General features: G+C 71.2%; 15 protein-coding genes and 1 pseudogene. 9 read left to right on the top strand and 7 right to left on the bottom strand.

Features of this window, described 5'->3' with window-relative positions; translation table 11 throughout:
- Both ACFU97_RS24425 and ACFU97_RS24420 read right to left on the bottom strand, forming a co-directional pair.
- Positions 1-1,305, bottom strand: coding sequence for a M20/M25/M40 family metallo-hydrolase (locus ACFU97_RS24425; protein WP_384260088.1), 1,305 nt, complete (start codon positions 1,303-1,305; stop codon positions 1-3).
- Positions 1,298-2,131 carry a M55 family metallopeptidase gene (locus ACFU97_RS24420; RefSeq protein WP_384260086.1) on the bottom strand — a complete coding sequence of 278 codons (834 nt, stop codon included), beginning with the start codon at positions 2,129-2,131 and terminating at the stop codon, positions 1,298-1,300. The genes ACFU97_RS24425 and ACFU97_RS24420 overlap by 8 nt, the downstream gene beginning before the upstream one ends.
- A 276-nt stretch (positions 2,132-2,407) precedes the next feature.
- Between ACFU97_RS24420 and ACFU97_RS24415 the strand changes: the two are divergent.
- Positions 2,408-3,387 (top strand): annotated as a pseudogene (locus ACFU97_RS24415) (aldo/keto reductase).
- Positions 3,388-3,417: 30 nt separating this feature from the next.
- Here the strand turns inward: ACFU97_RS24415 and ACFU97_RS24410 are convergent.
- From ACFU97_RS24410 to ACFU97_RS24395, 4 genes are all read right to left on the bottom strand, one after another.
- Positions 3,418-4,143 carry a class I SAM-dependent methyltransferase gene (locus ACFU97_RS24410; protein ID WP_384260084.1) on the bottom strand — a complete coding sequence of 242 codons (726 nt, stop codon included), beginning with the start codon at positions 4,141-4,143 and terminating at the stop codon, positions 3,418-3,420.
- A 123-nt stretch (positions 4,144-4,266) separates the two neighbouring features.
- Entirely contained in the window at positions 4,267-6,777 is a 2,511-nt protein-coding gene (locus ACFU97_RS24405) for a SpoIIE family protein phosphatase (protein WP_384260082.1), read from the bottom strand.
- 217 nt (positions 6,778-6,994) lie between these two features.
- Positions 6,995-9,424 (bottom strand): MFS transporter, encoded by a 2,430-nt coding sequence (locus ACFU97_RS24400; protein WP_384260080.1) that lies wholly within the window; start codon positions 9,422-9,424, stop codon positions 6,995-6,997.
- 168 nt (positions 9,425-9,592) lie between these two features.
- Positions 9,593-10,036, bottom strand: coding sequence for an SRPBCC family protein (locus ACFU97_RS24395; RefSeq protein ID WP_384260077.1), 444 nt, complete (start codon positions 10,034-10,036; stop codon positions 9,593-9,595).
- 167 nt (positions 10,037-10,203) lie between these two features.
- Here ACFU97_RS24395 and ACFU97_RS24390 point away from each other — a divergent pair, with 167 nt between their 5' ends.
- From ACFU97_RS24390 to ACFU97_RS24380, 3 genes are all read left to right on the top strand, one after another.
- Positions 10,204-11,247 carry an Rv2578c family radical SAM protein gene (locus ACFU97_RS24390; RefSeq protein ID WP_384260075.1) on the top strand — a complete coding sequence of 348 codons (1,044 nt, stop codon included), beginning with the start codon at positions 10,204-10,206 and terminating at the stop codon, positions 11,245-11,247.
- Positions 11,248-11,382: 135 nt separating this feature from the next.
- Positions 11,383-12,960, top strand: a complete 1,578-nt coding sequence (locus ACFU97_RS24385) for an alpha/beta hydrolase (protein WP_384260072.1) — start codon at positions 11,383-11,385, stop codon at positions 12,958-12,960.
- A 60-nt stretch (positions 12,961-13,020) separates the two neighbouring features.
- Complete coding sequence (locus tag ACFU97_RS24380) at positions 13,021-13,413, top strand: RidA family protein (RefSeq protein WP_384260070.1); 393 nt, start codon at positions 13,021-13,023, stop codon at positions 13,411-13,413.
- 36 nt (positions 13,414-13,449) lie between these two features.
- On the opposite strand, the gene ACFU97_RS24375 is transcribed toward ACFU97_RS24380, so the two are convergent.
- On the bottom strand, positions 13,450-14,025 hold the full coding sequence (locus tag ACFU97_RS24375; protein ID WP_384260068.1) for an adenylosuccinate lyase: 576 nt from the start codon (positions 14,023-14,025) through the stop codon (positions 13,450-13,452).
- A gap of 395 nt (positions 14,026-14,420) precedes the next feature.
- Here ACFU97_RS24375 and ACFU97_RS24370 point away from each other — a divergent pair, with 395 nt between their 5' ends.
- From ACFU97_RS24370 to ACFU97_RS24350, 5 genes are all read left to right on the top strand, one after another.
- On the top strand, positions 14,421-16,235 hold the full coding sequence (locus tag ACFU97_RS24370; RefSeq protein WP_384260065.1) for a 3-hydroxyacyl-CoA dehydrogenase family protein: 1,815 nt from the start codon (positions 14,421-14,423) through the stop codon (positions 16,233-16,235).
- A 241-nt stretch (positions 16,236-16,476) separates the two neighbouring features.
- Entirely contained in the window at positions 16,477-17,289 is an 813-nt protein-coding gene (locus ACFU97_RS24365; RefSeq protein ID WP_384260225.1) for a TetR family transcriptional regulator, read from the top strand.
- Between the two features lie 422 nt (positions 17,290-17,711).
- Positions 17,712-19,055, top strand: a complete 1,344-nt coding sequence (gene ccrA, locus ACFU97_RS24360; RefSeq protein ID WP_384260063.1) for a crotonyl-CoA carboxylase/reductase — start codon at positions 17,712-17,714, stop codon at positions 19,053-19,055.
- A 17-nt stretch (positions 19,056-19,072) separates the two neighbouring features.
- A complete protein-coding gene (locus ACFU97_RS24355) occupies positions 19,073-21,121 on the top strand; it encodes a protein meaA (protein ID WP_384260061.1) in 2,049 nt (682 codons plus the stop codon).
- Entirely contained in the window at positions 21,118-22,077 is a 960-nt protein-coding gene (locus tag ACFU97_RS24350; protein WP_384260058.1) for an HpcH/HpaI aldolase/citrate lyase family protein, read from the top strand. Before ACFU97_RS24355 ends, ACFU97_RS24350 begins: the two co-directional genes overlap by 4 nt.
- Position 22,078 lies beyond the last annotated feature (1 nt).

Raw genomic sequence — 22,078 nt, 5'->3', positions numbered from 1 at the left:
TCAGGCCGTCCTGAGGAACCGGTCGAGTACCCGCACACCGAAGTGCAGTGCCTCGACCGGGACCCGCTCGTCGACCCCGTGGAACATGGCCTGATAGTCGTAGCCCTCCGGCAGCCTCAGCGGAGTGAAGCCGTATCCGGTGATGCCGAGCCGCGAGAACTGCTTGGCGTCCGTCCCGCCGGACATGCAGTACGGCACGATGTGCCCCTCGGGCGCGAACTCCCGCAGCGCCGCGCACATCCGCGCGTACGTCGGGGAGTCCAGGGGCGCCTGGAGGGCCACCTCGCGGTGGTGGAACTCCCAGTCCACGTCGGGTCCGGTGAGCCGGTCCAGGGTCGCGCGGAACTCGTCCTCGCCGTCCGGCAGATAGCGGCCGTCGACGTACGCCACGGCCTCTCCCGGGATCACGTTGACCTTGTAACCGGCTTCCAGCATGGTCGGGTTGGCGCTGTTGCGAACGGTCGACTCGACCAGCTTGGCGGCCGGGCCGAGCTTCTTCAGCAGCCCGTCGACGTCGTCCAGGTCTGCCTCCAGGCGGTAGAGCCCGGCGAGTGCGGTCAGCGCGGCCCGCACGGTCGGGGTCGGCCGCAGCGGCCACTCGTACTCGCCGATGCGGGTGATGGCGGCCGAGAGCCGGGTGACGGCGTTCTCCTTGTTCACCTTGGAGCCGTGCCCGGCCCGCCCGCGCGCGGTCAGCCTCAGCCAGCCCGTGCCGCGCTCGCCGGCCGCGACCGGGTAGATCTGCCGGCCGCTGCCGTCGTGGAAGGTGAACGCGCCCGACTCGCTGACGCCTTCGGTGCAGCCCTCGAAGAGTTCCGCGTGCTCGTCGGCGAGGAAGCCGGAGCCGTCCCGGGCGCTGTCCTCCTCGTCGGCGGTGAACGCGACGACGATGTCACGCCGGGGCCGGACGCCCTCGCGCGCCCAGGACCGCACGATCGCGAGGATCATCGCGTCCATGTTCTTCATGTCGACCGCGCCGCGCCCCCACACGACGCCGTCACGGACCTCACCGGAGAAGGGGGGCACGCTCCAGTCGCCGGCCTGCGCCGGGACGACGTCCAGGTGACCGTGGACGAGCAGGGCGTCCGCGGACGGGTCGGTCCCCTCGATCCGGGCGACGACGTTGGTGCGCCCCTCGGTGCGTTCCAGGAGCGTGGGTTCGAGTCCCGCACCGGCCAGTCGCTCGGCCGCGTACTCGGCGGCGGGCCGCTCGCGGCAGTCCCCGCCGCCCCGGTTGGTCGTGTCGATGCGGATGAGTTCGGAGGTGAACCGGACGACCTCGTCCAGCGCCTGCCCGTCAGCCATACTGCTCCTCCACCGCGGCCGAGACGATCGTCGTGACCGCCTTGAAGGTACGGATGCACTCGTACATGGTGACGCTGGTGTACGCCACCTTCCGCTCACCGGTCCGGTCCACTCCCGGCACGACGGTGGCGGACATCGCGAGGTGCTCGGCGTCGAACTCCAGGGCCATGGTGAACGGCCCTTCCTGCACCGGCCGGTGACGGACCGCCAGGCGCGCGGCGTCCTTGGCCGCGGCCCGGATGTCGGAGGCGGTGCGCGACGGCGTACGGCACACGGCGGCGTACCGCGAGACATGGTCCTTGACGGCGACCTTCAGTGCCTCGGGCGCGTACCCGAGCGCGTCCTCGCAGGCCACGTCGTCACCCGTGACGAGGACGACGGGCACCCCGAACTCGGCCACGACGTGCGCGTTGAGCAGCCCCTCGCTGGCCCGTACGCCGTTGAGCCACACGCCGGTGAGGGAGTTGGCGAGATAGGTGTGCGCGAGGACCCCCTCCATCCCGGCCCCGGCGTGGTACCCGACGAAGGCGATCCCGTCGACGTCCCCGTGCTGCACACCCTCCACCATGGACAGGGACTTGTGCCGCCCGGTGAGCATCTCGGTGCGCTCGTCCAACTGCTCCAGGAGCAGGTTCCGCATGCTCCAGTGGGCCTCGTTGACGACGACCTCGTCCGCCCCGCCGTCGAAGAATCCCAGCACGGCGGCGTTCACGTCCGAGGTGAACATCGAACGGCACCGCTCCCACTGCGGAGTACCCGGCAGCACGTCGGCCGGCCAGGTCACTCCCGTGGCACCCTCCATGTCGGCGCTGATCAGGATCTTCATGCTGCGTCACGTTACGCGCCGCGGGCCGGACGGGCCAGGAACACCCTCCGCTTCTCGCTGCACACGCCGGCCGGGCCCGGGACCGGGATCACCCGCCCCGCCACCGATCCGCACTGGAAGTCGGGGCCTCCCACCTGCGAGGAAGCCGGTCCTGGCCGGCACCCCGCCGGCCTTTGACCGCCCCGCCCCCGCCGCTCACGTCGTCCTTAGTCGACCGGTCGGTTAGCTCCGGCCGTCCCACTCTCCCGACCATCCGCAGAAGACGGAGCAGGCACCATGCGCACCACCACCCTCGGCACCCACGGTCCGGAGGTCGGCGTCGTCGGCCTCGGCGCGATGGGGATGAGCTTCGCCTACGACATGGCCACCCCGCGCGACGACGCGACGTCCGTCTCCGTCATCCACCAGGCGCTCGAGCGGGGCATGAACCTGATCGACACCGCCGACGTCTACGGCCCCTTCACCAACGAGGAACTCGTCGGCCGGGGACTGGCCGGGCGGCGCGAACGGGCGGTGATCGCCACCAAGGTCGGCCTGGAGGCCGTCGACCCCACCGGCGGCCCGGGCGGATCGCCGGTGGTCAGGCCCAGCGGGCGGCCCGAGCACGTCCGTGCCGCCATCGACGCGAGCCTGCGCCGCCTGAACACCGACCACATCGACCTCTACCAGCTCCATCGCGTGAACCCCGAGGTCCCGCTCGAGGAGACGTGGGGCGCCATGGCCGATGCCGTCACCGCCGGGAAGGCCCGCCGGCTGGGCCTGTCCGAGGTCACCGTCACCGTCGAGCAGATCCGGCGTGCCCAGGCCGTGCACCCGGTCACCGCCGTGCAGGCCGAGTTCTCGCTGTGGACCCGTGACGTACGGGACGAGGTACTGCCGTACTGCACCGAGCACGGCATCGGCCTCCTGCCGTACTCGCCCCTGGGCCGTGGCTTTCTCGCCGGGCGCTTCTCCTCCTTCGACGAACTCCCGCAGAACGACCAGCGGCGGCGCCTGCCGCGGTTCCGGCAGGACAACCTGCGGGCCAACCTCGACATCGCCGCCAAGGTCCGTGCGGTCGCCGACCGGATCGGTGCCACCCTCGCGCAGGTCGCCCTCGCCTGGCTCCACGCCCAGGGCCCGTACGTCGTCCCCATCCCGGAACCAAGACACCGAAGTACCTCGCCGACAACGCGGGCGCCGCGGACGTGCGGCTGTCCGCCGCGGACCTCGCCGAGCTCGACGCCATGCCCGCCCCGGCCGGCGCCCGCTACTGACCTCGTCCCTTCACCGCAAAGGGCCGGATCTCAGTGGGTGCGCCCCGCCACCAGCCACTTCGACGGGAGTTCGATCCGGCTGCCGTCGGGGGCCGACTCCGTGGTGGTCAGGGGCAGTTCGCCGCTCGCCAGGACGGTGAGCCCGGCCGCGCGGACGTACTCGGGCACGGCGTCGTCGGCCACCTCGCCGGGTGCGATGCCGTGCCGGAAGATCGGGGCGAGCTTCGGCGGCGGTCCCGAGGGGCTGCCCGCCAGGCCCAGCAGGACGGGCTTGGCCGCCTCGGAGAGCTCGACGAGGAAGACGCGGCCCCGCTCGCCGACGAGCGCGGCGATCCCGTCCACCATCGGCTGCCGGTCGTCCTGTTCGGCCTGGTGGAGGACACCGCGCATGTAGACGTTGGCGTCGCCGAGTTCGGCGTGCAGCGTCTGCGTCTCGCCCTTCTCGACGGCGTCCAGCACTCTGTACGTCGCCTGCCCGGCCGGATCGGCGTGCCGGGCGCGGCCCACGGCGGCGTCCGACAGGTCGGCGCCGACGACGTGCCCGAAGCGCTCGGCGAGGAAGCGCGTCTGGGTGCCGTTGCCGCAGCCCAGGTCCACCATCGCCAGGCCGGGGTCGGTGAGATACGGCTCGAACAGCGCGAGGTGGACGCCGGCGGTCAGCGCCGGTTCCGCGTCCCAGAAGACGGCTCCCTGTTCCTCGGGGGCCTCACGCCAGAAGCCCTCCCAGGCCTCCCGGTACCGACTCGTCACGCTCATGACCGACTCCCCAGGGTGCGACGGCGCCCGGCCCAAGTGACGGGCGAGTACGGTCTATCGCGGCCCGGTCATGGCGACAAGCGCGTGGCGCATTCCTTCACTCCGCATTCGAGAGGTGCGCGCTCAGCGTCGCGGCAGCGTCAGTTCGAACCAGACGGTCTTGCCCGCCTTCGTACGGCTGGTGCCCCACTCGCGGGCCAGGGTGCTGACCACCCGCAGCCCGCGTCCGAACTCGTCGGACGGACCGGCGCTGCGCAGCGTCGGCAGGTCGTGGTCGTCGTCGTCCACCTCGCACAGCAGGGTGTCGCCCCGGATCAGCCGCAGGTCGACCGAGCGGCTGTGGGAGTGCCGTACGGCATTGGTGACCAGTTCGCTGACCATCAGCTCGGCGGGCTGGACGAGCCTGTCCAGCCCCCAGTCGTACAGCTGTTCGCGGACGACGGCACGCGCACGGCCGACCTCGATCGGGTCGAGGGCCAGGCGCCATTCGGCCACGTCGTCCGGCTCCACGCCATTGAGCCGCGCCATCAGCAGGGCCACGTCGTCCTTGCGGCCGCCGCGGGTGTTGAGGGCGCGGATGATCATGTCGCAGGCGTCGTCCATGGAGGCGGCCGGGTGCGCCGCGGACTCGCACAGCGTCGCCAGCCCCAGCTCGATGTCCTCGCCGCGCACCTCGACGAGACCGTCGGTGCACATCACGAGCCGGTCGCCGGGCTCCACGCGCACGCGTACCGCCTCGAACGGCACTCCCCCGACACCGATCGGCGCGCCGGTCGGCAGGTCGAGCAGCTCGCTGCGGCCGTCCCGGGCGCGCACCAGGACGGGCGGGATGTGCCCGGCGTTGGCGATGTCCAGCTCGCCCGCGATCGGGTCGTACACAGCGTACAGGCACGTCGCGAGGTAGGTGTCGCCGAGGCGCTGCGCGAGGTCGTCGAGGTTGCGCAGCAGCTGGGCGGGCGGCAGGTCGAGGGCCGCCATGGTCTGCACGGCCGTCCGCAACTGGCCCATCATCGCGGCGGAGTTGAGGCCGTGGCCCATGACGTCGCCGACGACTAGGGCGGTACGGGCGCCGGGCAGCTTCACCGAGTCGAACCAGTCGCCGCCGACCCGGCCGAGCAGCGTGCCCGGCAGATAGCGGGTGGCGATGTCGCAGCCCGCCATGCGCGGCGGGATGTGCGGCAGCATGCTGTCCTGAAGGGTCTCGGCGACGCTCTCCTGGTAGGTGTACATGCGCGCGTTGTCGAGCACGAGGCCCGCGCGGGCGGCGAGTTCGGCGCCGGTGTCGCGGTCCATGTCGCTGAAGACGGGCCGCTCCGGATGGCGCAGCAGGATCATGAAGCCGAGCACGACGTTCCGCGCCTTGAGCGGCACGACCAGCATGGAGCGGTGGGTGATCAGCGGCCGGATGTCACGCTTCTCGAACTGCGCGGCGATCGCGTGGCCCATCTCCTCCGTGATGCGTGGCACCAGGACGGGCTCGCCGCTGGTCATGCACTGGAAGAACGGCGTGTGCGCGGGGAAGGGCATGGCCTCGCCGACCGGCACGACGTCGTCCCAGCGCCCGGGTTCGTCCGTGTGCTCCAGCGCGACCCGGTGCCACATCGTGGTCGTGTCGGGCACGCCGTCGGGGAATCCCTCGCCGGCGACGACCTGTTCGCGCAGATAGGTGCCGGCGACGTCCGTGAACCGCGGGACGACGGCCTTGCTGACCTCGACGATGGTGCGCGAGAGGTCGAGGGAGGTGCCGATGTGCCCGCTGACCTCCTTGAGGAACTCCAGGTGCTCCCGCACGGCCGCGTACTCCAGGTCCTCGGCCTCGTCGGCGAGGTCCTGCGGCACCGGCAGCCCCTCGGCCTTCGCGCGGGCGGCGCGCTCGCGGCGGGCCCTGCGCTCGGCGCGCCGCGGCACGCCCCAGTCGGGGGTGACCGGCACCCGGTCGTTCTGGCTGAACTCCAGGACCGGATAGCCCAGTTCGAGGACCTGCGCGACGATGCGGGCGCTCTCGTCGACGCTCATGCTGGGCAGGATCTCGGGCAGCCGGCTCGCGAGCTGCTCGGCCCCGGGGAAGTCGGTGTGCAGGGCGAAGCCGGGCGCGATCCGCTCGAACGCCATGTCCGTGGCCTCGTCGCCGTGTTCGTCCTGGCGGAGCCCGCCCGCGTCGGCCGCGAGCACGAGCAGCCGCTCGTGACCGGGGCCCACCAGGGGGTACGCCCACCACAGTACGTCCGCGCGCGTGTGGTGGCCCTGCGGGGCCAAAAGGGCCGGGTCGGGCGGCGGAACGGTCAGCCGGGCCCGGCCCGCGGCCGGGTAGGAGAGCCGCCCGTCCAGGGAGGATTCGAGGTCGGGGCCGAGTTCGTCGTAGGGGGCGAAGGCACCGTAGGGGGCGACATCGTCGTCATCGGGCAGCGCGCCGGAGACCGGCAGCAGGTCGACCGCGGAGTGCCCGAGCGCCTCCTCCTTGGGGACACCGAACAGCCTGCCCGCACCCCGGCTCCAGTGGGACACGAGGCCGTCGCGGTCCACGACCACCACGGCCAGCGGGATACGGCCGACCGCGGCAGGCTCCGCCGCCTCGCCGTCCCCGCGGCTGGGAGGTGTGTCCCTCTCGGTGCCACGGTCGGTGCCATTTTCCATGGCCCAGGCCCTCTCTCCCCACGGCTCCGCAAGATCTGTGCCGCCTACCCCACCGTAAGGCTCGGGCCGGTGGTGATGTGCGGCAATACGGGAATTGGTGCACCGGGACGGTCACCCGCGCGCGGGGGCGTGCGCCCTGGGCGCGCGGGCCCCTGTGACGCTGCGTCAGGCCGTGCCGGAGCCCGTGATCCGGAGGCGCCGGGCGGGCGCGCAGCCGTCAGTCCTCGTGCCCCAACTGCAGGTCCCGCTCGGTCCGTCCGCCCCCGGCGACCTGGAGGACGGTGGCGACCGGCGGGTAGCCCGCGGCGATCACGGTGTACTCGCCGGACGACAGGTCGACGAACCGGAACGTTCCGTCAGGTCCGGTGGTGAGCGTGTCGACGACGTTGCCCGCGGCGTCGAGCAGCGTCACGCGCGCGTCCTCGACGGGCCGCCCGCCGCCCGCCCGCACGGTGCCGCGCAGCACGGCGCCGCCCGCGAGCTCGACGTCCTGGCGGGTCTCCCGGGCGGCCTGGACGGTGACCGGGAGCGCGGCCGGGCGGAACGCGGGCGCCCCGGCGGCGAGGGTGTACTCGCCCGCGACCAGTTCGGTGATGACGTAGCCGCCCTCGCGTCCGCTGCGGGTGGTGGCCACGACCTCGCCGTGCACGTTGGTGAGCGTGACGGCGGCGTCCCGCACGGGGGCGCCGTCGGCGGTCAGCACGCTGCCCGCGAGCCGTCCGGCGCCGCCGAGGACCACGTCCAGCTCGACCGGGCGCTCACCGACGGTCACGGACACGGCCTGCGGCTGGTGGCCGCTCGCGGCGGCGATGAGCACGTACGGCCCGGAGTCCGGCGTGGACAGCGCGTACCGCCCGTCCTCGCCGCTCGCGCCCCGCCCGATCTGCTGCCCCGCCACGTCGATGAGCGTGAGCGCGGCGCGCGGGACGGCGGTTCCGTCCGGGTGCTGCACCGTGCCGCAGACGGGGATGCCCGCGGGGAAGGGCGAGCGCAGCGAGACGGGGGTCCCCCCGGCCGAAGGCCGGGGGAAGGCCTGCGGGACCGAGGCGTTCACGGAGTCCGGTTCGGCCGCGTGGTGGGCCGCTGCGCTGTTCAAGAGGGGGATCTCCTTGAGGAAGAAGGCGATGACGAGGCCGAGGGCGAGCACCGGCACCAGGTAGAGGAAGATCCGGGGCATGGCGTCGGCGTAGGCCCGGACGTAGTCGTCCCGCAGCGGTACGGGCAGCGCGCGGACGAGCTGCGGGGTGATCGACTCGGGGTCGGGCAGGCGGGCGCCCTCGCGTGCGGGCAGCCGTTCCGCGAGGGCGTCGGCGAGCCGCCGGGAGAAGAGGGTGCCGAAGACGGCGGCACCGACGCTGCCGCCGATCTGCCGGAAGTAGTTGTTGGCGCTGGTGGCGGTGCCGAGGTCGGCCGGGGGCACCGAGTTCTGCACGGCGAGGACCAGGACCGGCATCACCATGCCGATGCCGGCGCCGAGGACCGCCATCCACACGCTGTACTGGAGCCGGGGCGTGTCGACCTCCAGGCGGGACAGCAGCCACATGCCGAGCACGGACACCGCGCTGCCGAGTACCGGGTAGAGCTTGTAGCGGCCGGTGTGGCTGATGAGCTGCCCGGAGACGATGGAGGCGACGACGATCCCGCCCATCATGGGCAGCATCAGCAGGCCGGACTCGGTGGCGGAGGCCCCGTCGACCATCTGCAGGAAGGTCGGCAGATAGCTGGCGGCGCCGAACAGCGCGACACCGATCACCAGGCCCACCAGGCTCGTGACGTTGAAGACCGAGTCCCTGAACAGCCTGAGCGGGATGAGGGGTTCGGCAGCGAAGCGCTCGGCGACGAGGAAGAGCACGGTGGCTGCGGCCGCGCCCGCGCCCAGGCTGATGATCTGCCGCGAGCCCCACGCGTACTCGGTGCCGCCCCAACTGGTCAGCAGCACAAGGCAGGTGGAGGCCGCGGCGAGCAGCAGCGCGCCGAGGACGTCGAGCCGCGGCCTGGTCCTGGGCCTCGGCAGCTTCAGCACGACGGTGACGACGGCCAGGGTGACCAGGCCGAAGGGGACGTTGAAGTAGAAGCACCAGCGCCAGGAGAGGTGGTCGGTGAAGTAGCCGCCCAGCAGCGGTCCGGCGACCGACGCGAGGCCGAACGCGGCGCCGATCAGGCCCATGAAGCGGCCGCGCCGCCGGGGCGGCACGATGTCGGCGATGATCGCCTGCACGCCGATCATGAGGCCGCCCGCGCCGACGCCCTGGACCGCGCGGAAGGCGATCAGCTGGTCCATGGACTGCGCCCGGCCGGCGAGCGCGGCGCCGATCACGAAGACCACGATGGCGAACTGGAAGACGCCCTTGCGGCCCAGCAGGTCGCCGAGCTTGCCGTAGATCGGGAGCCCGACGGTGGCGGTCAGCAGATAGGCGGTGATCGCCCAGGACATCCGGTCCAGGCCGTGCAGCTCGCCGACGATCTTCGGCAGCGCGGTGGCGACGATCATCTGCTCCAGGGCGGCGAGGAGCAGCGCCAGCATCAGCCCGAGGAAGACCAACCGCACCCGCCGCGGGCCGAGTTCGGCCGTCACGACCGGTGCGGCGGCGGGGGTCTGCGGAGGTGCCGGTGCCGCTTCCCGGTGCACCAGAGTCGTCCCGCCCACGTACCGCTCCCCTCGTCGCACTGCCACGCAATTCCCGCGTAAGGCGACAACTACGAGCAAGCACGACGAGTTACGGCAGACCGGAGCGGTCCATGCAGATCCACCCGATCCGGTGAGGGGCTCAACAGCCCCTGAACACCGGGGACTTGCTTCTCACAGCGCGGGGAACTACTTCTCGACCTCGGTGGCGAGCCTGGCGAGCACCGCGTCGTAGATCCGGCCGAGGCCCTTCGGGGCGAACGTCTTCTCGAAGAAGCCGCCGATGCCGCCGGCGCCGTTCCAGACGGTGGTCACGACGACCCGGGACCTGCCCTCGCCCGCCGGGGTGACCCGCCAGGTGGTGACCATCGAGGAGTTGCGGTCCTTCTCGACGAGCTCGCCGTCGGTGGGCTCGGTGACCTCCAGCAGGCAGTCGCGGACCCGCTTGCTGGTGGCCTGCAGCTTCCAGTGGACGAGGGAGCCCTCGCCGTCGCCGCCCTCGCGCACCTCGTACTCGCTGAACTGCTCGGGCAGCAGCTTCGCGCGCGTGCCGCTGTAGTCGGCGAGGGCGTCGAACACCTTCTCCGCGTCTGCCGCGACGACCCGCTCGGTAGTGGCCTCGACCTGCGCCATCGGTTCCTCCAGGACTTGCTTCTCGGGGTTGGGGCAAGCCAACCACCCCCGCCCACGGCGCCCCAAATCGGGGTGCCTCCCGGCAGTCCCGAACCGATCGGGAACACCCTTGCACAGAAAATCGAACACGTGTTTCACTCGGGTGGCAGCGCTACCGAGGAGGCGTCATGCGCTGGGAGAACCTCACAGTGGAGTCCGGCGGCCACAGCCGCGCGGCCGACGCCGCGCTTTTCGGCGCGGACGCGGTCGTGAGCAGGACCTTCGACACTCCCGAATTCCGCGGGATCACCTTTCACGAGGTGCGGGCCCGCTCGATCATCAACCGGGTGCCCGGGGCCTCGCGCATGCCCTTCGAGTGGACGGTGAACCCCTACCGCGGCTGCTCGCACGCGTGCGTGTACTGCTTCGCCCGCAAGACGCACACCTACCTGGACCTCGACTCGGGGATCGACTTCGACTCGCAGATCGTGGTGAAGGTGAACGCCCCGGACCTGCTGCGCCGCCAGCTCGGCTCGCGCCGCTGGCCCGGCGAGCACATCGCGATGGGCACGAACGTCGACTGCTACCAGCGCGCCGAGGGCCGCTACCGCCTGATGCCGGGCATCCTGGCCGCCCTGCGCGACCACGCGAACCCCTTCTCGATCCTGACCAAGGGCACGCTGATCCTGCGCGACCTGGACCTGCTGGTGCAGTCGGCACAGGTGACGGACGTCGGCATCTCCGTCTCGGTCGGCTTCACCGACCCGGAGCTGTGGCGCACGGTGGAGCCGGGCACACCGGCCCCGGAACGCCGCCTGGACGTGGTCCGCACGCTCGCCGACCACGGCCTCGGCTGCGGTGTCCTGATGGCCCCGGTGCTGCCGTTCCTGAGCGACCAGCCCGCCCAACTGCGCGCCACCGTGCGGGCGATCGCCGCCTCCGGCGCCACGTCCGTCACACCGCTGGTACTGCACCTGCGCCCCGGCGCCCGTGAGTGGTTCATGGCCTGGCTGGCCCATCACCACCCGCACCTGGTGCGCCGCTACGAGCGCCTGTACGCGGACGGCGCCTACGCCCCGAAGTGGTACCAGCGCCGGATCACCCGTCAGGTCCACGAGCTGGCGCAGGAATACGGGATCGGGCCCGCGCACGCGGGGATGCCCCGCCGGATCCGGCCACCGGAGCCGGAAGCCCCGGCCGTGACCGAATCGACCCAACTAACGCTGATTTGAGATCATTCGAGGGCATCCCGCGGCCCAATTGGGTCAAGTCTTGCCAGAACGAGTTCTTCCGGGGGCGCTTTCCGGGACGATGCGGCGAGAACCGTGAGACTCGCGGTCCGCAACCCTCCGTCCTGGGAGGACTCCATGAGAAAACGCGCAGCCGTGCTGTGTGGTGCCGTCGTCGTCGTGGCCGGGTCCTTCACGGCGCTCCCGGCCGACGCCAGCACCGCGCAGACCTCGCCCACCGCTTCCGCCGCGAAACTGACCTGGAAGGGCTGCGGCACCACCGACTACCCGACGCTGCAATGCGCGTCGCTGAAGGTGCCGCTGGACCACGACAACCCGCACGGGCGGCAGATCACGCTGGCCCTCTCGCGCGTGCCGCACACCGCGCGGAAGAGCCAGGGCCCGCTGCTGGTCAACCCCGGCGGTCCCGGCGGCAGCGGTCTCTCGCTGGCCGGATTCGTCGCCTCCTCGCTGCCCAAGTCGGTCGCGTCGCAGTACGACGTCATCGGCTTCGACCCGCGCGGCGTCGGCCAGAGCAAGCCCGCCCTGGACTGCAAGCCGGGCTACTTCAACCCCGTGCGCCCCGACTCGGTGCCGAGCACGCCGGCCCTCGAGCAGGCCAATCTCACCCGCGCGAAGTCCTTCGCCGCGGCCTGCGGCCAGAAGTACGCGGGCCTGCTGCCGTACATCAACACCATCCAGGCCGTACGGGACATGGACTCCATCCGCGCGGCCACGGGCGCCCCGAAGACCAGCTACTTCGGGTACTCCTACGGCACGTACCTCGGCGCGGTGTACGCCAAGCTCTTCCCTGAGCGCGTCAAGCGCCTGGTCCTCGACTCGATCGTCGACCCCACCGGGGTCTGGTACGACGACAACATCTCGCAGGACTACGCCTTCAACGCCCGCCACCAGGCGCTGATGGCCTGGATCGCCAAGTACGACTCGACGTACAAGCTGGGCACCGACCCGGCCAAGATCGAGGCCAAGTGGTACGCGATGCGCAAGGCGCTCGCGAAGAAGCCGGCCGGCGGCAAGGTGGGCGCCTCCGAACTGGAGGACACCTTCATCCCCGGCGGCTACTACAACGGCTACTGGCCGTATCTGGCCGAGGCGTTCGCGGCGTACGTGAACGACCACAACTCCGACCCGCTGGTCGAGGCCTACGACAACTTCGCCGCCGTCGACGCCTCCGGCGACAACGGCTACAGCATCTACACCTCGGTGCAGTGCCGTGACGCCGCCTGGCCGCGGGACTGGAACCAGTGGCGCAAGGACAACTGGGCGGTCTACGACAAGGCGCCGTTCATGGCCTGGAACAACGCCTGGTACAACGCGCCGTGCGCCTTCTGGCCGACGCACTACAAGCACCCCGTCAGCATCGCCAACCACAAGCTGCCGCCGGTCCTGCTCTTCCAGGCGACCAACGACGCGGCCACCCCGTACGAGGGCGGCGCGACGGTCCACCGCCTGCTGGCCCGGTCGAGCTTCGTGGTCGAGCAGGGCGGCGGGAACCACGGCATCACCCTGAGCGGCAACGCCTGCCTGGACAAGTACCTCGCCGACTACCTGGCGAGCGGCCAGGTTCCGCGCAGCGGCGGCCAGATCGACGCGGTCTGCCCCAAGCTGCCCGATCCCACCCCGCTGAGCGCGAAGGCGGCGACCACGTCCGCCGGCGGCTCGGCGCTGCACGGCATGGTGGGCTTCCACGGCTGAACAGCCCGTACCCGAAGGCCCGTCGGGGGCGTTGTCGGACCCATGGTCCACCATGGACGCATGAGTGAGCCGACCAGGATTTCCGCCCCCGACGGGGTCTTCCCCGCCGCCCAGTACAGCCACGTCGTCATGGGCACCGGCCGCTTCGTCGCGATCGCCGGCCAGCTCGCCCTCGACGAGGACGGCAAGCTCGTCGGCGAGCACGACGCGGGCGCCCAGGCCCGCCAGGTCTTCGAGAACCTCCGCCGCTGCCTCGCCGCCGCCGGCGCCACCTTCGACGACGTCGTCAAACTCACCTACTTCGTCACGGACATGGCCCACATGCCCGCCATCCGCGAGGCCCGCGCCGCCCACATACCGGACGACCGCCTCCCGGCGGCCTCCGCGGTCCAGGTGGCCGCGCTGATCCGGCCCGAGTTCCTGGTGGAGATCGAGGCGTTCGCCGTCGTGTAGACCCCGGGGGCCGGTGCGGACCCCGGCGGGGCCGGGTCAGCGCTGCTTCGGGATCCGCGCCAGCGCCCGTACGGCCGCCTCCGCCAGCACCGGGTGGGCCAGGGCCTCGCTGAGCACGGGACGGGCCCGGGGATCTTCCAGCGTGCCGAGACCCTCCACGCACGCCAGCGCCACGCGCCGGTAGGGATCGTGCGGGCGCAGCCTGCGCTCCAGGGTGGTGATCAGGGCGGGGACGGACTCCGGGGCGTGCAGGCGGATCAGCAGCCGGACCGGGTACAGGGCGTAGGCGACGCGGAGTTCGTTGGTGGCGAGGGCGGCGGCGGCGCGTGCGGTGCGGGGGTCGTCGAGGCGGGCGAGGGCGTGGGCGGCGGAGGCGCAGCGCTGCGGATCGCGGTGGTTGAGGAACAGGACGAGGGATTCGAAGGCCCGCCGGTCACCCGCGAGCCCCAGCCGGAACGCGGCCAGCTCCCGGGCCCACAGCGGCTGTCCGCTCGCGGTGAGCACCCGCGCCAGCTCGTCGAGGTCGTCGGTCGCCAGGAGGCGGTCGTACGCGAGGGAGCCTCCCGACTCCGTCCGTAAGCGCTCCGTGAGTGATCGCAACTCTTCGTCCATGGCACCGAGACTAGAGGGGGTGCCGATCTCCCGGGACGTACATCACAAAGCCGGGGGCTGGCGCGCTCGTTACCCGCCGGTTAAGCTCAGACGAGCGAGTTACCCACTCGCACCCCCTTACGGCGGCCTGGTGACGCAGCCGCCGTGAGAGCAGTCGGTTCGGTACCTCGAGTACCGCAGCACGACCCGGCCTCGGGACAGGGCCGGTCGGTTTCCGCCGTTCGCTCCAGGCGTGTGCGCGCCCATGGCGACGGATCCGGGCGTGTGCGCTCGCAGCCCGGCAACACCCGCATTCAGCACCGCATCCGGTGCGCCCCAGGCCCGGCTCCCGCCGGTCTGGCCCGGCGCACCCGGACGCGCTCCCAGTCGTCACCCCTCATTCCTGGAGTCCCGCGATGGCCACTCCCCTGTCCCACTCCGCCCCCTCCTCCTCGTCGCCGCTGTCGACCGTCGCCGTCGTCGGCCTCGGCACCATGGGCACCGGCATCGCCGAGGTCCTCGCCAGGGCCGGCCGCGAGGTCGTCGGCATCGACATCAGCGAGGCCGCGGCCGCCAAGGCCGTCGCCACCCTGGAGACCGCCACCGCCCGCGCCGTGGAGCGGGGCAGGCTGACCGAGCAGGAGCGCGCCGACGCGCTCGCCCGCGTCCGCACCTCCACCGACCTGCGCGCCGCGGCCGACGCCGACCTCGTCATCGAGGTGGCTCCGGAGTCGTACGAGATCAAGCAGCAGATCTTCCGTGAACTCGACGGCATCGTGCGGCCGGAGGCGATCCTCGCGACCGGTACCAACGCCCTGTCCGTGACCCGGCTGGCCGCCGACTCCTCCCGCCCGGAGCGCGTGCTCGGCCTGCACTTCTTCAACCCGGCGCCGGCCATGAAGCTCGTCGAGGTCGTCTCCTCGGTGCTGACCGCGCCGCACGCCGTCTCCGCGGTCACCGACCTCGCCCTCGACCTCGGCAAGGAGCCCGTCGCGGTCGGCGACCGGCCCGGATTCGTCGCCGACGGGCTGCTGTTCGGCTACCTCAACCAGGCCGCCGCGATGTACGAGGCGAAGTACGCCTCCCGCGAGGACATCGACGCCGCGATGCGGCTCGGCTGCGGTCTGCCGATGGGCCCGCTGGCGCTGCTCGACCTGATCGGCGTCGACACCGCCCGCACGGTCCTGGAGGCCATGTACGCGGAGTCCCACGACCGGCTGCACGCCCCGGCCCCGATCCTCAAGCAGCTCAGCGAGGCGGGCCTGACCGGCCGCAAGTCGGGCCGCGGCTTCTACACCTACGAGGCCCCGGGCAGCGCCGCCGTCGTGCGCGACGCGCTGACCCCGCTGGAGGGCGGCACCCTCACCCCGGGCCGCGAGGTCCGCTCGGTCGGCGTCGCCGGCTCCGGCACCATGGCGTCCGGCATCGTCGAGGTCTTCGCCAAGGCCGGCTACGACGTCGTCATCGCCGCCCGCAGCGAGGAGAAGGCGCAGGCCGCCAAGGCCCGGATCGGCAAGTCCCTCGCGCGCTCGGTCGACAAGGGCCGGATGACCGCCGAGGCCGCGGCGCAGACCCTGGACCGGATCACCGCGGCGGGCTCCTACGAGGCCTTCGCCGACGTCGACCTGGCCGTCGAGGCCGTCGCCGAGGACCTGGAGATCAAGCAGCAGCTGTTCCAGGCGCTGGACAAGGTCTGCAAGCCGGGCGCGATCCTGGCCACCACGACCTCCTCGCTGCCCGTCGTCGCCTGCGCCCGCGCCACCTCGCGCCCGCAGGACGTGATCGGCATGCACTTCTTCAACCCGGCGCCCGCGATGAAGCTGGTCGAGGTCGTCCGTACGGTGCTGACCGCCGAGGACGTGCACGCGACGGTCCGCGAGGTCTGCACGAAGATCAGGAAGCACGCGGTGGACTGCGGGGACCGGGCCGGCTTCATCGTGAACGCGCTGCTGTTCCCGTACCTCAACAACGCGATCAAGATGGTCCAGGAGCACTACGCGACCCTCGACGACATCGACGCCGCCATGAAGCTGGGCGGCGGCTACCCGATGGGCCCGTTCGAGCTCCTGGACGTCGTCGGGCTGGACGTCTCCCTGGCGATCGAGAAGGTGCTGCACCGCGAGTTCCGGGACCCGGGCCTGGCCCCGGCCCCGCTGCTCGAGCACCTGGTGGCCGCCGGCTGCCTCGGCCGCAAGACGGGCCGCGGCTTCCGTGAGTACGCCCGGCGCTAGGGGGCGTCTCGTGGATCAGGCCGACTCCGAGGAGCGGTCCCTCTCGCGCGACCGCGGCATGGTCCACGGCAGGCCCCCTGACGGCGTCGGCGGCTGGTTCGGCGGCGAGACGGACTGGGGCGGGCTGCTGGAACCCGGCAGCCACCCCCCTGCCGCGCACCGCGGCGCTCCCCCGCCCGAGGAGGGCGGGGGAAACCCCGTACATGCGCAACAAGCTGCGCACATGCAGTACGTTCAGGTCATGTCCCAGCCCGCCAAGTCCTCACGTACACCAGCCACGCCCGACGCGCCGGAAAGTGCCGCGGGCAGTCGCGCGGCCGCCCAGCGCCTCAAGATGCGCCGCGAACTGGCGGCCGCGGCGATGGAGCTGTTCGCGACCAAGGGGTACGAGGCGACCACCGTCGACGAGATCGCGGCCGCGGCCGGGGTCGCGCGCCGCACCTTCTTCCGCCACTTCCGCTCCAAGGAAGAGGCGATCTTCCCGGACCACGACGACACGCTGGTCCGGGCGGAGGCGGTCCTCAACGCGGCGCCCCCGCACGAGCATCCGCTCGACACGGTGTGCCGCGGCATCAAGGAGGTCATGCGGATGTACGCGGCCCGGCCGGAGATCTCGGTCGCCCGCTACAAGCTGACCCGCGAGGTACCCACCCTGCGCGAGGCGGAGATCGCGTCGGTGGCCCGCTACGAGCGCCTGTTCACCCGCTACCTGCTCGGCCACTTCGACGAGCACGCGCACGACGACGACGCCAACGACGACCCGCTGCTGGCGGAGGTCGCCGCGTCCGCCGTGGTCACCGCCCACAACCACGTCCTGCGGCGCTGGCTCAGGGCCGGCGGCCAGGGCGACGTGGAGGCGCAGCTGGACCACGCCTTCGCCATCGTGCGCAAGACGTTCGGGACCGGCATCGGGGCGGGGCGCTCGACCGCGCCGAAGCCGCCGGCCCCCGCGGCGGTCTCCCACCAGGGTGAGGTGCTGGTCACGGTCGCCCGCACGGACGCCCCGCTGGACGAGGTCATGCGGACCATCGAGGAGGCGCTCAAGGAGCGCTGAGGCACGCCGGGGAGCTCCTCGGCCCTGTGATGACGGCCACCCTTCGGGGTGGCCGTTTTGGCATGTCAGGCGCCCTTTTCCAGCGGTTTTCAGGCCTCGTTCGATCGATCATCGCTCATTTGTTACGTAAAGATTTCGCCTGAGCGCAATCTCTGGCACTCAGTGCCTTGCGAGGTGACACGCGGTGTCATACGTTGAAGGAGTCCGGGCGGCCGGCGTGCAGCGACCTTTCGCACGCCGGCTGTCCCAGCAAGTCATCGACCTGCCCGCCCGGACGCCTGCGTCACAGGCAACCTCCCGCGCCACCCAGCGCTGCCGAAGCACCACCGAGCCGAACCGACGGCACCTTCAAAACCCTCAGCAGCACCGACGAACCCCTCAGCGCCCTTCCCTCAAGGACGCGTACCGCCGGAGGCAACACCGTGACCGTGAAGGACATCCTGGACGCGATCCAGTCGCCGGACTCGACGCCGGGCGACTTCGCCGCCCTGCCGCTCCCCGAGTCGTACCGCGCGATCACCGTGCACAAGGACGAGACCGAGATGTTCGCGGGCCTCGAGACCCGCGACAAGGACCCGCGCAAGTCGATCCACCTGGACGACGTGCCGCTGCCCGAACTCGGCCCGGGCGAGGCCCTGGTGGCCGTCATGGCCTCCTCGGTCAACTACAACTCGGTGTGGACCTCGATCTTCGAGCCGCTGTCCACGTTCGGGTTCCTGGAGCGCTACGGCCGCACCAACGACCTGGCCAAGCGCCACGACCTGCCGTACCACATCATCGGCTCCGACCTCGCGGGCGTCGTCCTGCGCACCGGCCCGGGCGTCAACGCCTGGCACCCCGGTGACGAGGTCGTCGCGCACTGCCTCTCCGTGGAGCTGGAGTCCAGCGACGGCCACAACGACACGATGCTCGACCCCGAGCAGCGCATCTGGGGCTTCGAGACCAACTTCGGCGGCCTCGCCGAGATCGCGCTCGTCAAGTCCAACCAGCTGATGCCCAAGCCCGGTCACCTGAGCTGGGAGGAGGCGGCGGCCCCCGGCCTCGTCAACTCCACCGCCTACCGCCAGCTGGTCTCCCGCAACGGCGCCGGTATGAAGCAGGGCGACAACGTCCTGATCTGGGGCGCGAGCGGCGGACTCGGCTCGTACGCCACGCAGTTCGCGCTGGCCGGCGGCGCCAACCCGATCTGTGTCGTCTCCAGCGAGCAGAAGGCGGACATCTGCCGCTCGATGGGCGCCGAGTCGATCATCGACCGCAACGCCGAGGGCTACAGGTTCTGGAAGGACGAGCAGACCCAGGACCCCAAGGAATGGAAGCGCTTCGGCAAGCGCATCCGCGAACTCACCGGCGGCGAGGACATCGACATCGTCTTCGAGCACCCCGGCCGCGAGACCTTCGGCGCGAGTGTCTTCGTCACCCGCAAGGGCGGCACCATCACCACCTGCGCCTCCACCTCGGGCTACATGCACGAGTACGACAACCGCTACCTGTGGATGTCGCTGAAGCGGATCATCGGCTCGCACTTCGCCAACTACCGCGAGGCCTGGGAGGCCAACCGGCTGATCGCGAAGGGCAAGATCCACCCGACGCTGTCGAAGGTCTACTCCCTGGAGGAGACCGGCCAGGCGGCCTACGACGTGCACCGCAACCTCCACCAGGGCAAGGTCGGCGTGCTGTGCCTCGCCCCCGAGGAGGGTCTCGGCGTGCGCGACGAGGAGATGCGCGCCCAGCACCTCGACGCCATCAACCGCTTCCGCAACATCTGAGACACCCGGGGTCATAGATGACTGAGCGTCAGCCCGCCGAAGGCAAGCGGGAGAAGGACCGGCCGTGGCTCATGCGCACGTACGCCGGTCACTCCACGGCCGAGGCGTCCAACGAGCTGTACCGGCGCAACCTCGCCAAGGGCCAGACCGGACTGTCGGTCGCGTTCGACCTGCCGACGCAGACCGGCTACGACTCCGACCACATCCTCGCCCGCGGCGAGGTCGGCCGGGTCGGCGTGCCGGTGGCCCATCTCGGTGACATGCGACGGCTGTTCCAGGACATCCCTCTGGAGCAGATGAACACCTCGATGACGATCAACGCCACCGCCATGTGGCTGCTGGCGCTCTACCAGGTCGTCGCCGAGGAGCAGGGCGCCGACATCACCAAGCTCCAGGGGACGACCCAGAACGACATCGTCAAGGAGTACCTCTCCCGCGGGACGCACGTCTTCCCGCCCGGGCCGAGCCTGCGCCTGACGACGGACATGATCGCGTACACGGTCTCCCACATCCCGAAGTGGAACCCGATCAACATCTGCAGCTACCACCTGCAGGAGGCGGGCGCCACGCCGGTGCAGGAGATCGCGTACGCGATGTCCACGGCGATCGCGGTCCTGGATGCCGTCCGGGACTCCGGTCAGGTGCCCACCGAGAAGTTCGGCGACGTCGTCGCCCGCATCTCCTTCTTCGTCAACGCCGGCGTGCGCTTCGTCGAGGAGATGTGCAAGATGCGGGCGTTCGGCCGCATCTGGGACAAGATCACCCGCGAGCGCTACGGCATCGAGAACCCCAAGCAGCGCCGCTTCCGCTACGGCGTCCAGGTCAACTCCCTGGGCCTGACCGAGGCGCAGCCGGAGAACAACGTCCAGCGCATCGTCCTGGAGATGCTGGCCGTGACCCTCTCCAAGGACGCACGCGCGCGTGCCGTCCAGCTCCCCGCCTGGAACGAGGCGCTGGGCCTGCCCCGCCCCTGGGACCAGCAGTGGTCGCTGCGCATCCAGCAGGTGCTGGCGCACGAGAGCGACCTGCTGGAGTACGAGGACATCTTCGAGGGCTCGCACGTCATCGAGGCGAAGGTCGCGAAGCTCGTCGAGGACTCCCTCGCCGAGATCGAGCGGATCCAGGAGATGGGCGGCGCGATGGCCGCCGTCGAGTCCGGCTACCTCAAGTCGCAGCTCGTCTCCTCGCACGCCGAGCGGCGCGGCCGTATCGAGTCCGGCCAGGAGAAGATCGTCGGCGTCAACATCTTCGAGACCACCGAGCCGAACCCGCTGACGGCCGATCTCGACACGGCCATCCAGACGGTCGACCCGGCCGTCGAGGCCCGGGTGATCGCGGGTCTGCAGAACTGGCGCGACACCCGCTACCAGCCGCCCTTCAACCACCCGCGCCCCTGCAAGGCGCTGGAGAAGCTGAAGGAGGCCGCGAAGGGCACCGGCAACCTCATGGAGGCCACCCTGGAGTGCGCCCGCGCCGGCGTCACGACCGGCGAGTGGGCCGGGGCCCTGCGCGAGGTGTTCGGCGAGTTCCGCGCGCCGACCGGTGTCTCCTCGGCACCGGTGGCGGTCCCCGCCGAGGAGGGCTCGGCGATGGCGCAGGTGCGCCGCAAGGTCGACCTCACGGCCAAGGACCTGGGCGTGGGCAAGCTCCGCTTCCTGGTCGGCAAGCCCGGCCTGGACGGCCACTCCAACGGCGCCGAGCAGATCGCCGTGCGCGCGCGTGACGCCGGCTTCGAGGTGGTCTACCAGGGCATCCGGCTCACCCCCGAGCAGATCGTGGACGCGGCCCTGGCCGAGGACGTGCACGCGGTCGGCCTGTCCATCCTCTCCGGCTCGCACGCCCAGCTGGTGCCGGACGTCCTGGAGCGGCTGCGTGTGGCCGGTGCCACAGACATCCCGGTGATCGCCGGTGGCATCATCCCGAATGGCGACGCCGAACAGCTCAGGGCCGCCGGTGTGGCCGCCGTCTTCACCCCGAAGGACTTCGACATCACCGGCATCATCGGCCGCATCGTCGACGAGATCCGGAACGCGAACAAGCTCGACCCCCTGGAGGTCCCCGCATGACCGTCAACCGTCTCCGCCCGAGGCGCTCCTGCCTGGCCGTGCCGGGCTCGAACCCCCGCTTCCTGGAGAAGGCCCAGGGTCTGCCCGCCGACCAGGTCTTCCTGGACCTGGAGGACGCGTGCGCCCCGCTCGCCAAGCCCGAGGCGCGGCACACCATCGTGAAGTTCCTCAACGAGGGTGACTGGACCGGCAAGACGAGGGTCGTGCGCGTCAACGACTGGACGACCGAGTGGACGTACCGCGACGTCGTCACAGTCGTCGAGGGCGCCGGTCAGAACCTCGACTGCATCATGCTGCCGAAGGTGCAGACGGCCGAGCAGATCGTCGCGCTCGACCTCCTGCTGACCCAGATCGAGAAGACCATGGGCTTCGAGGTCGGCAAGATCGGCATCGAGGCGCAGATCGAGAACGCCCAGGGCCTGAACAACGTCAACGAGATCGCGACGGCCTCCCAGCGCGTCGAGACCATCATCTTCGGCCCGGCCGACTTCATGGCCTCCATCAACATGAAGTCGCTGGTCGTGGGCGAGCAGCCGCCCGGCTACCCGGCGGACGCCTACCACTACATCCTGATGAAGATCCTGATGGCCGCCCGCGCCAACAACCTCCAGGCGATCGACGGCCCCTACCTGCAGATCCGCAACATCGACGGCTACCGCGAGGTCGCCCAGCGCGCCGCCGCGCTCGGCTTCGACGGCAAGTGGGTGCTGCACCCGGGCCAGGTCGAGGCGTCCAACGAGATCTTCTCGCCCTCGCAGGAGGACTACGACCACGCCGAGCTGATCCTGGACGCGTACGACTACTACACGTCCGAGGCGGGCGGCAAGAAGGGCTCCGCGATGCTCGGCGACGAGATGATCGACGAGGCCAGCCGCAAGATGGCCCTGGTCGTCTCCGGCAAGGGCCGGGCCGCCGGCATGCAGCGCACCAGCAAGTTCGAGATCCCGGAGGCCTGAC

The organism is Streptomyces sp. NPDC057616, from assembly GCF_042800575.1.
GTDB lineage: Bacteria > Actinomycetota > Actinomycetes > Streptomycetales > Streptomycetaceae > Streptomyces.
This window is presented reverse-complemented; position numbering and strand designations above follow the sequence as displayed.

Excerpts from the sequence above, each read along its gene's own strand:
- ACFU97_RS24420 (WP_384260086.1), bottom strand. The coding sequence starts at position 2,131 with ATGAAGATCCTGATCAGCGCCGACATGGAGGGTGCCACGGGAGTGACC.
- ACFU97_RS24350 (WP_384260058.1), top strand. The coding sequence starts at position 21,118 with ATGACCGTCAACCGTCTCCGCCCGAGGCGCTCCTGCCTGGCCGTGCCG.
- ACFU97_RS24375 (WP_384260068.1), bottom strand. The coding sequence starts at position 14,025 with ATGGACGAAGAGTTGCGATCACTCACGGAGCGCTTACGGACGGAGTCG.
- ACFU97_RS24370 (WP_384260065.1), top strand. The coding sequence starts at position 14,421 with ATGGCCACTCCCCTGTCCCACTCCGCCCCCTCCTCCTCGTCGCCGCTG.
- ACFU97_RS24380 (WP_384260070.1), top strand. The coding sequence starts at position 13,021 with ATGAGTGAGCCGACCAGGATTTCCGCCCCCGACGGGGTCTTCCCCGCC.
- ACFU97_RS24395 (WP_384260077.1), bottom strand. The coding sequence starts at position 10,036 with ATGGCGCAGGTCGAGGCCACTACCGAGCGGGTCGTCGCGGCAGACGCG.
- ACFU97_RS24355 (WP_384260061.1), top strand. The coding sequence starts at position 19,073 with ATGACTGAGCGTCAGCCCGCCGAAGGCAAGCGGGAGAAGGACCGGCCG.
- ACFU97_RS24405 (WP_384260082.1), bottom strand. The coding sequence starts at position 6,777 with ATGGAAAATGGCACCGACCGTGGCACCGAGAGGGACACACCTCCCAGC.
- ACFU97_RS24385 (WP_384260072.1), top strand. The coding sequence starts at position 11,383 with ATGAGAAAACGCGCAGCCGTGCTGTGTGGTGCCGTCGTCGTCGTGGCC.
- ACFU97_RS24410 (WP_384260084.1), bottom strand. The coding sequence starts at position 4,143 with ATGAGCGTGACGAGTCGGTACCGGGAGGCCTGGGAGGGCTTCTGGCGT.
- ACFU97_RS24365 (WP_384260225.1), top strand. The coding sequence starts at position 16,477 with ATGTCCCAGCCCGCCAAGTCCTCACGTACACCAGCCACGCCCGACGCG.
- ACFU97_RS24425 (WP_384260088.1), bottom strand. The coding sequence starts at position 1,305 with ATGGCTGACGGGCAGGCGCTGGACGAGGTCGTCCGGTTCACCTCCGAA.
- ACFU97_RS24390 (WP_384260075.1), top strand. The coding sequence starts at position 10,204 with ATGCGCTGGGAGAACCTCACAGTGGAGTCCGGCGGCCACAGCCGCGCG.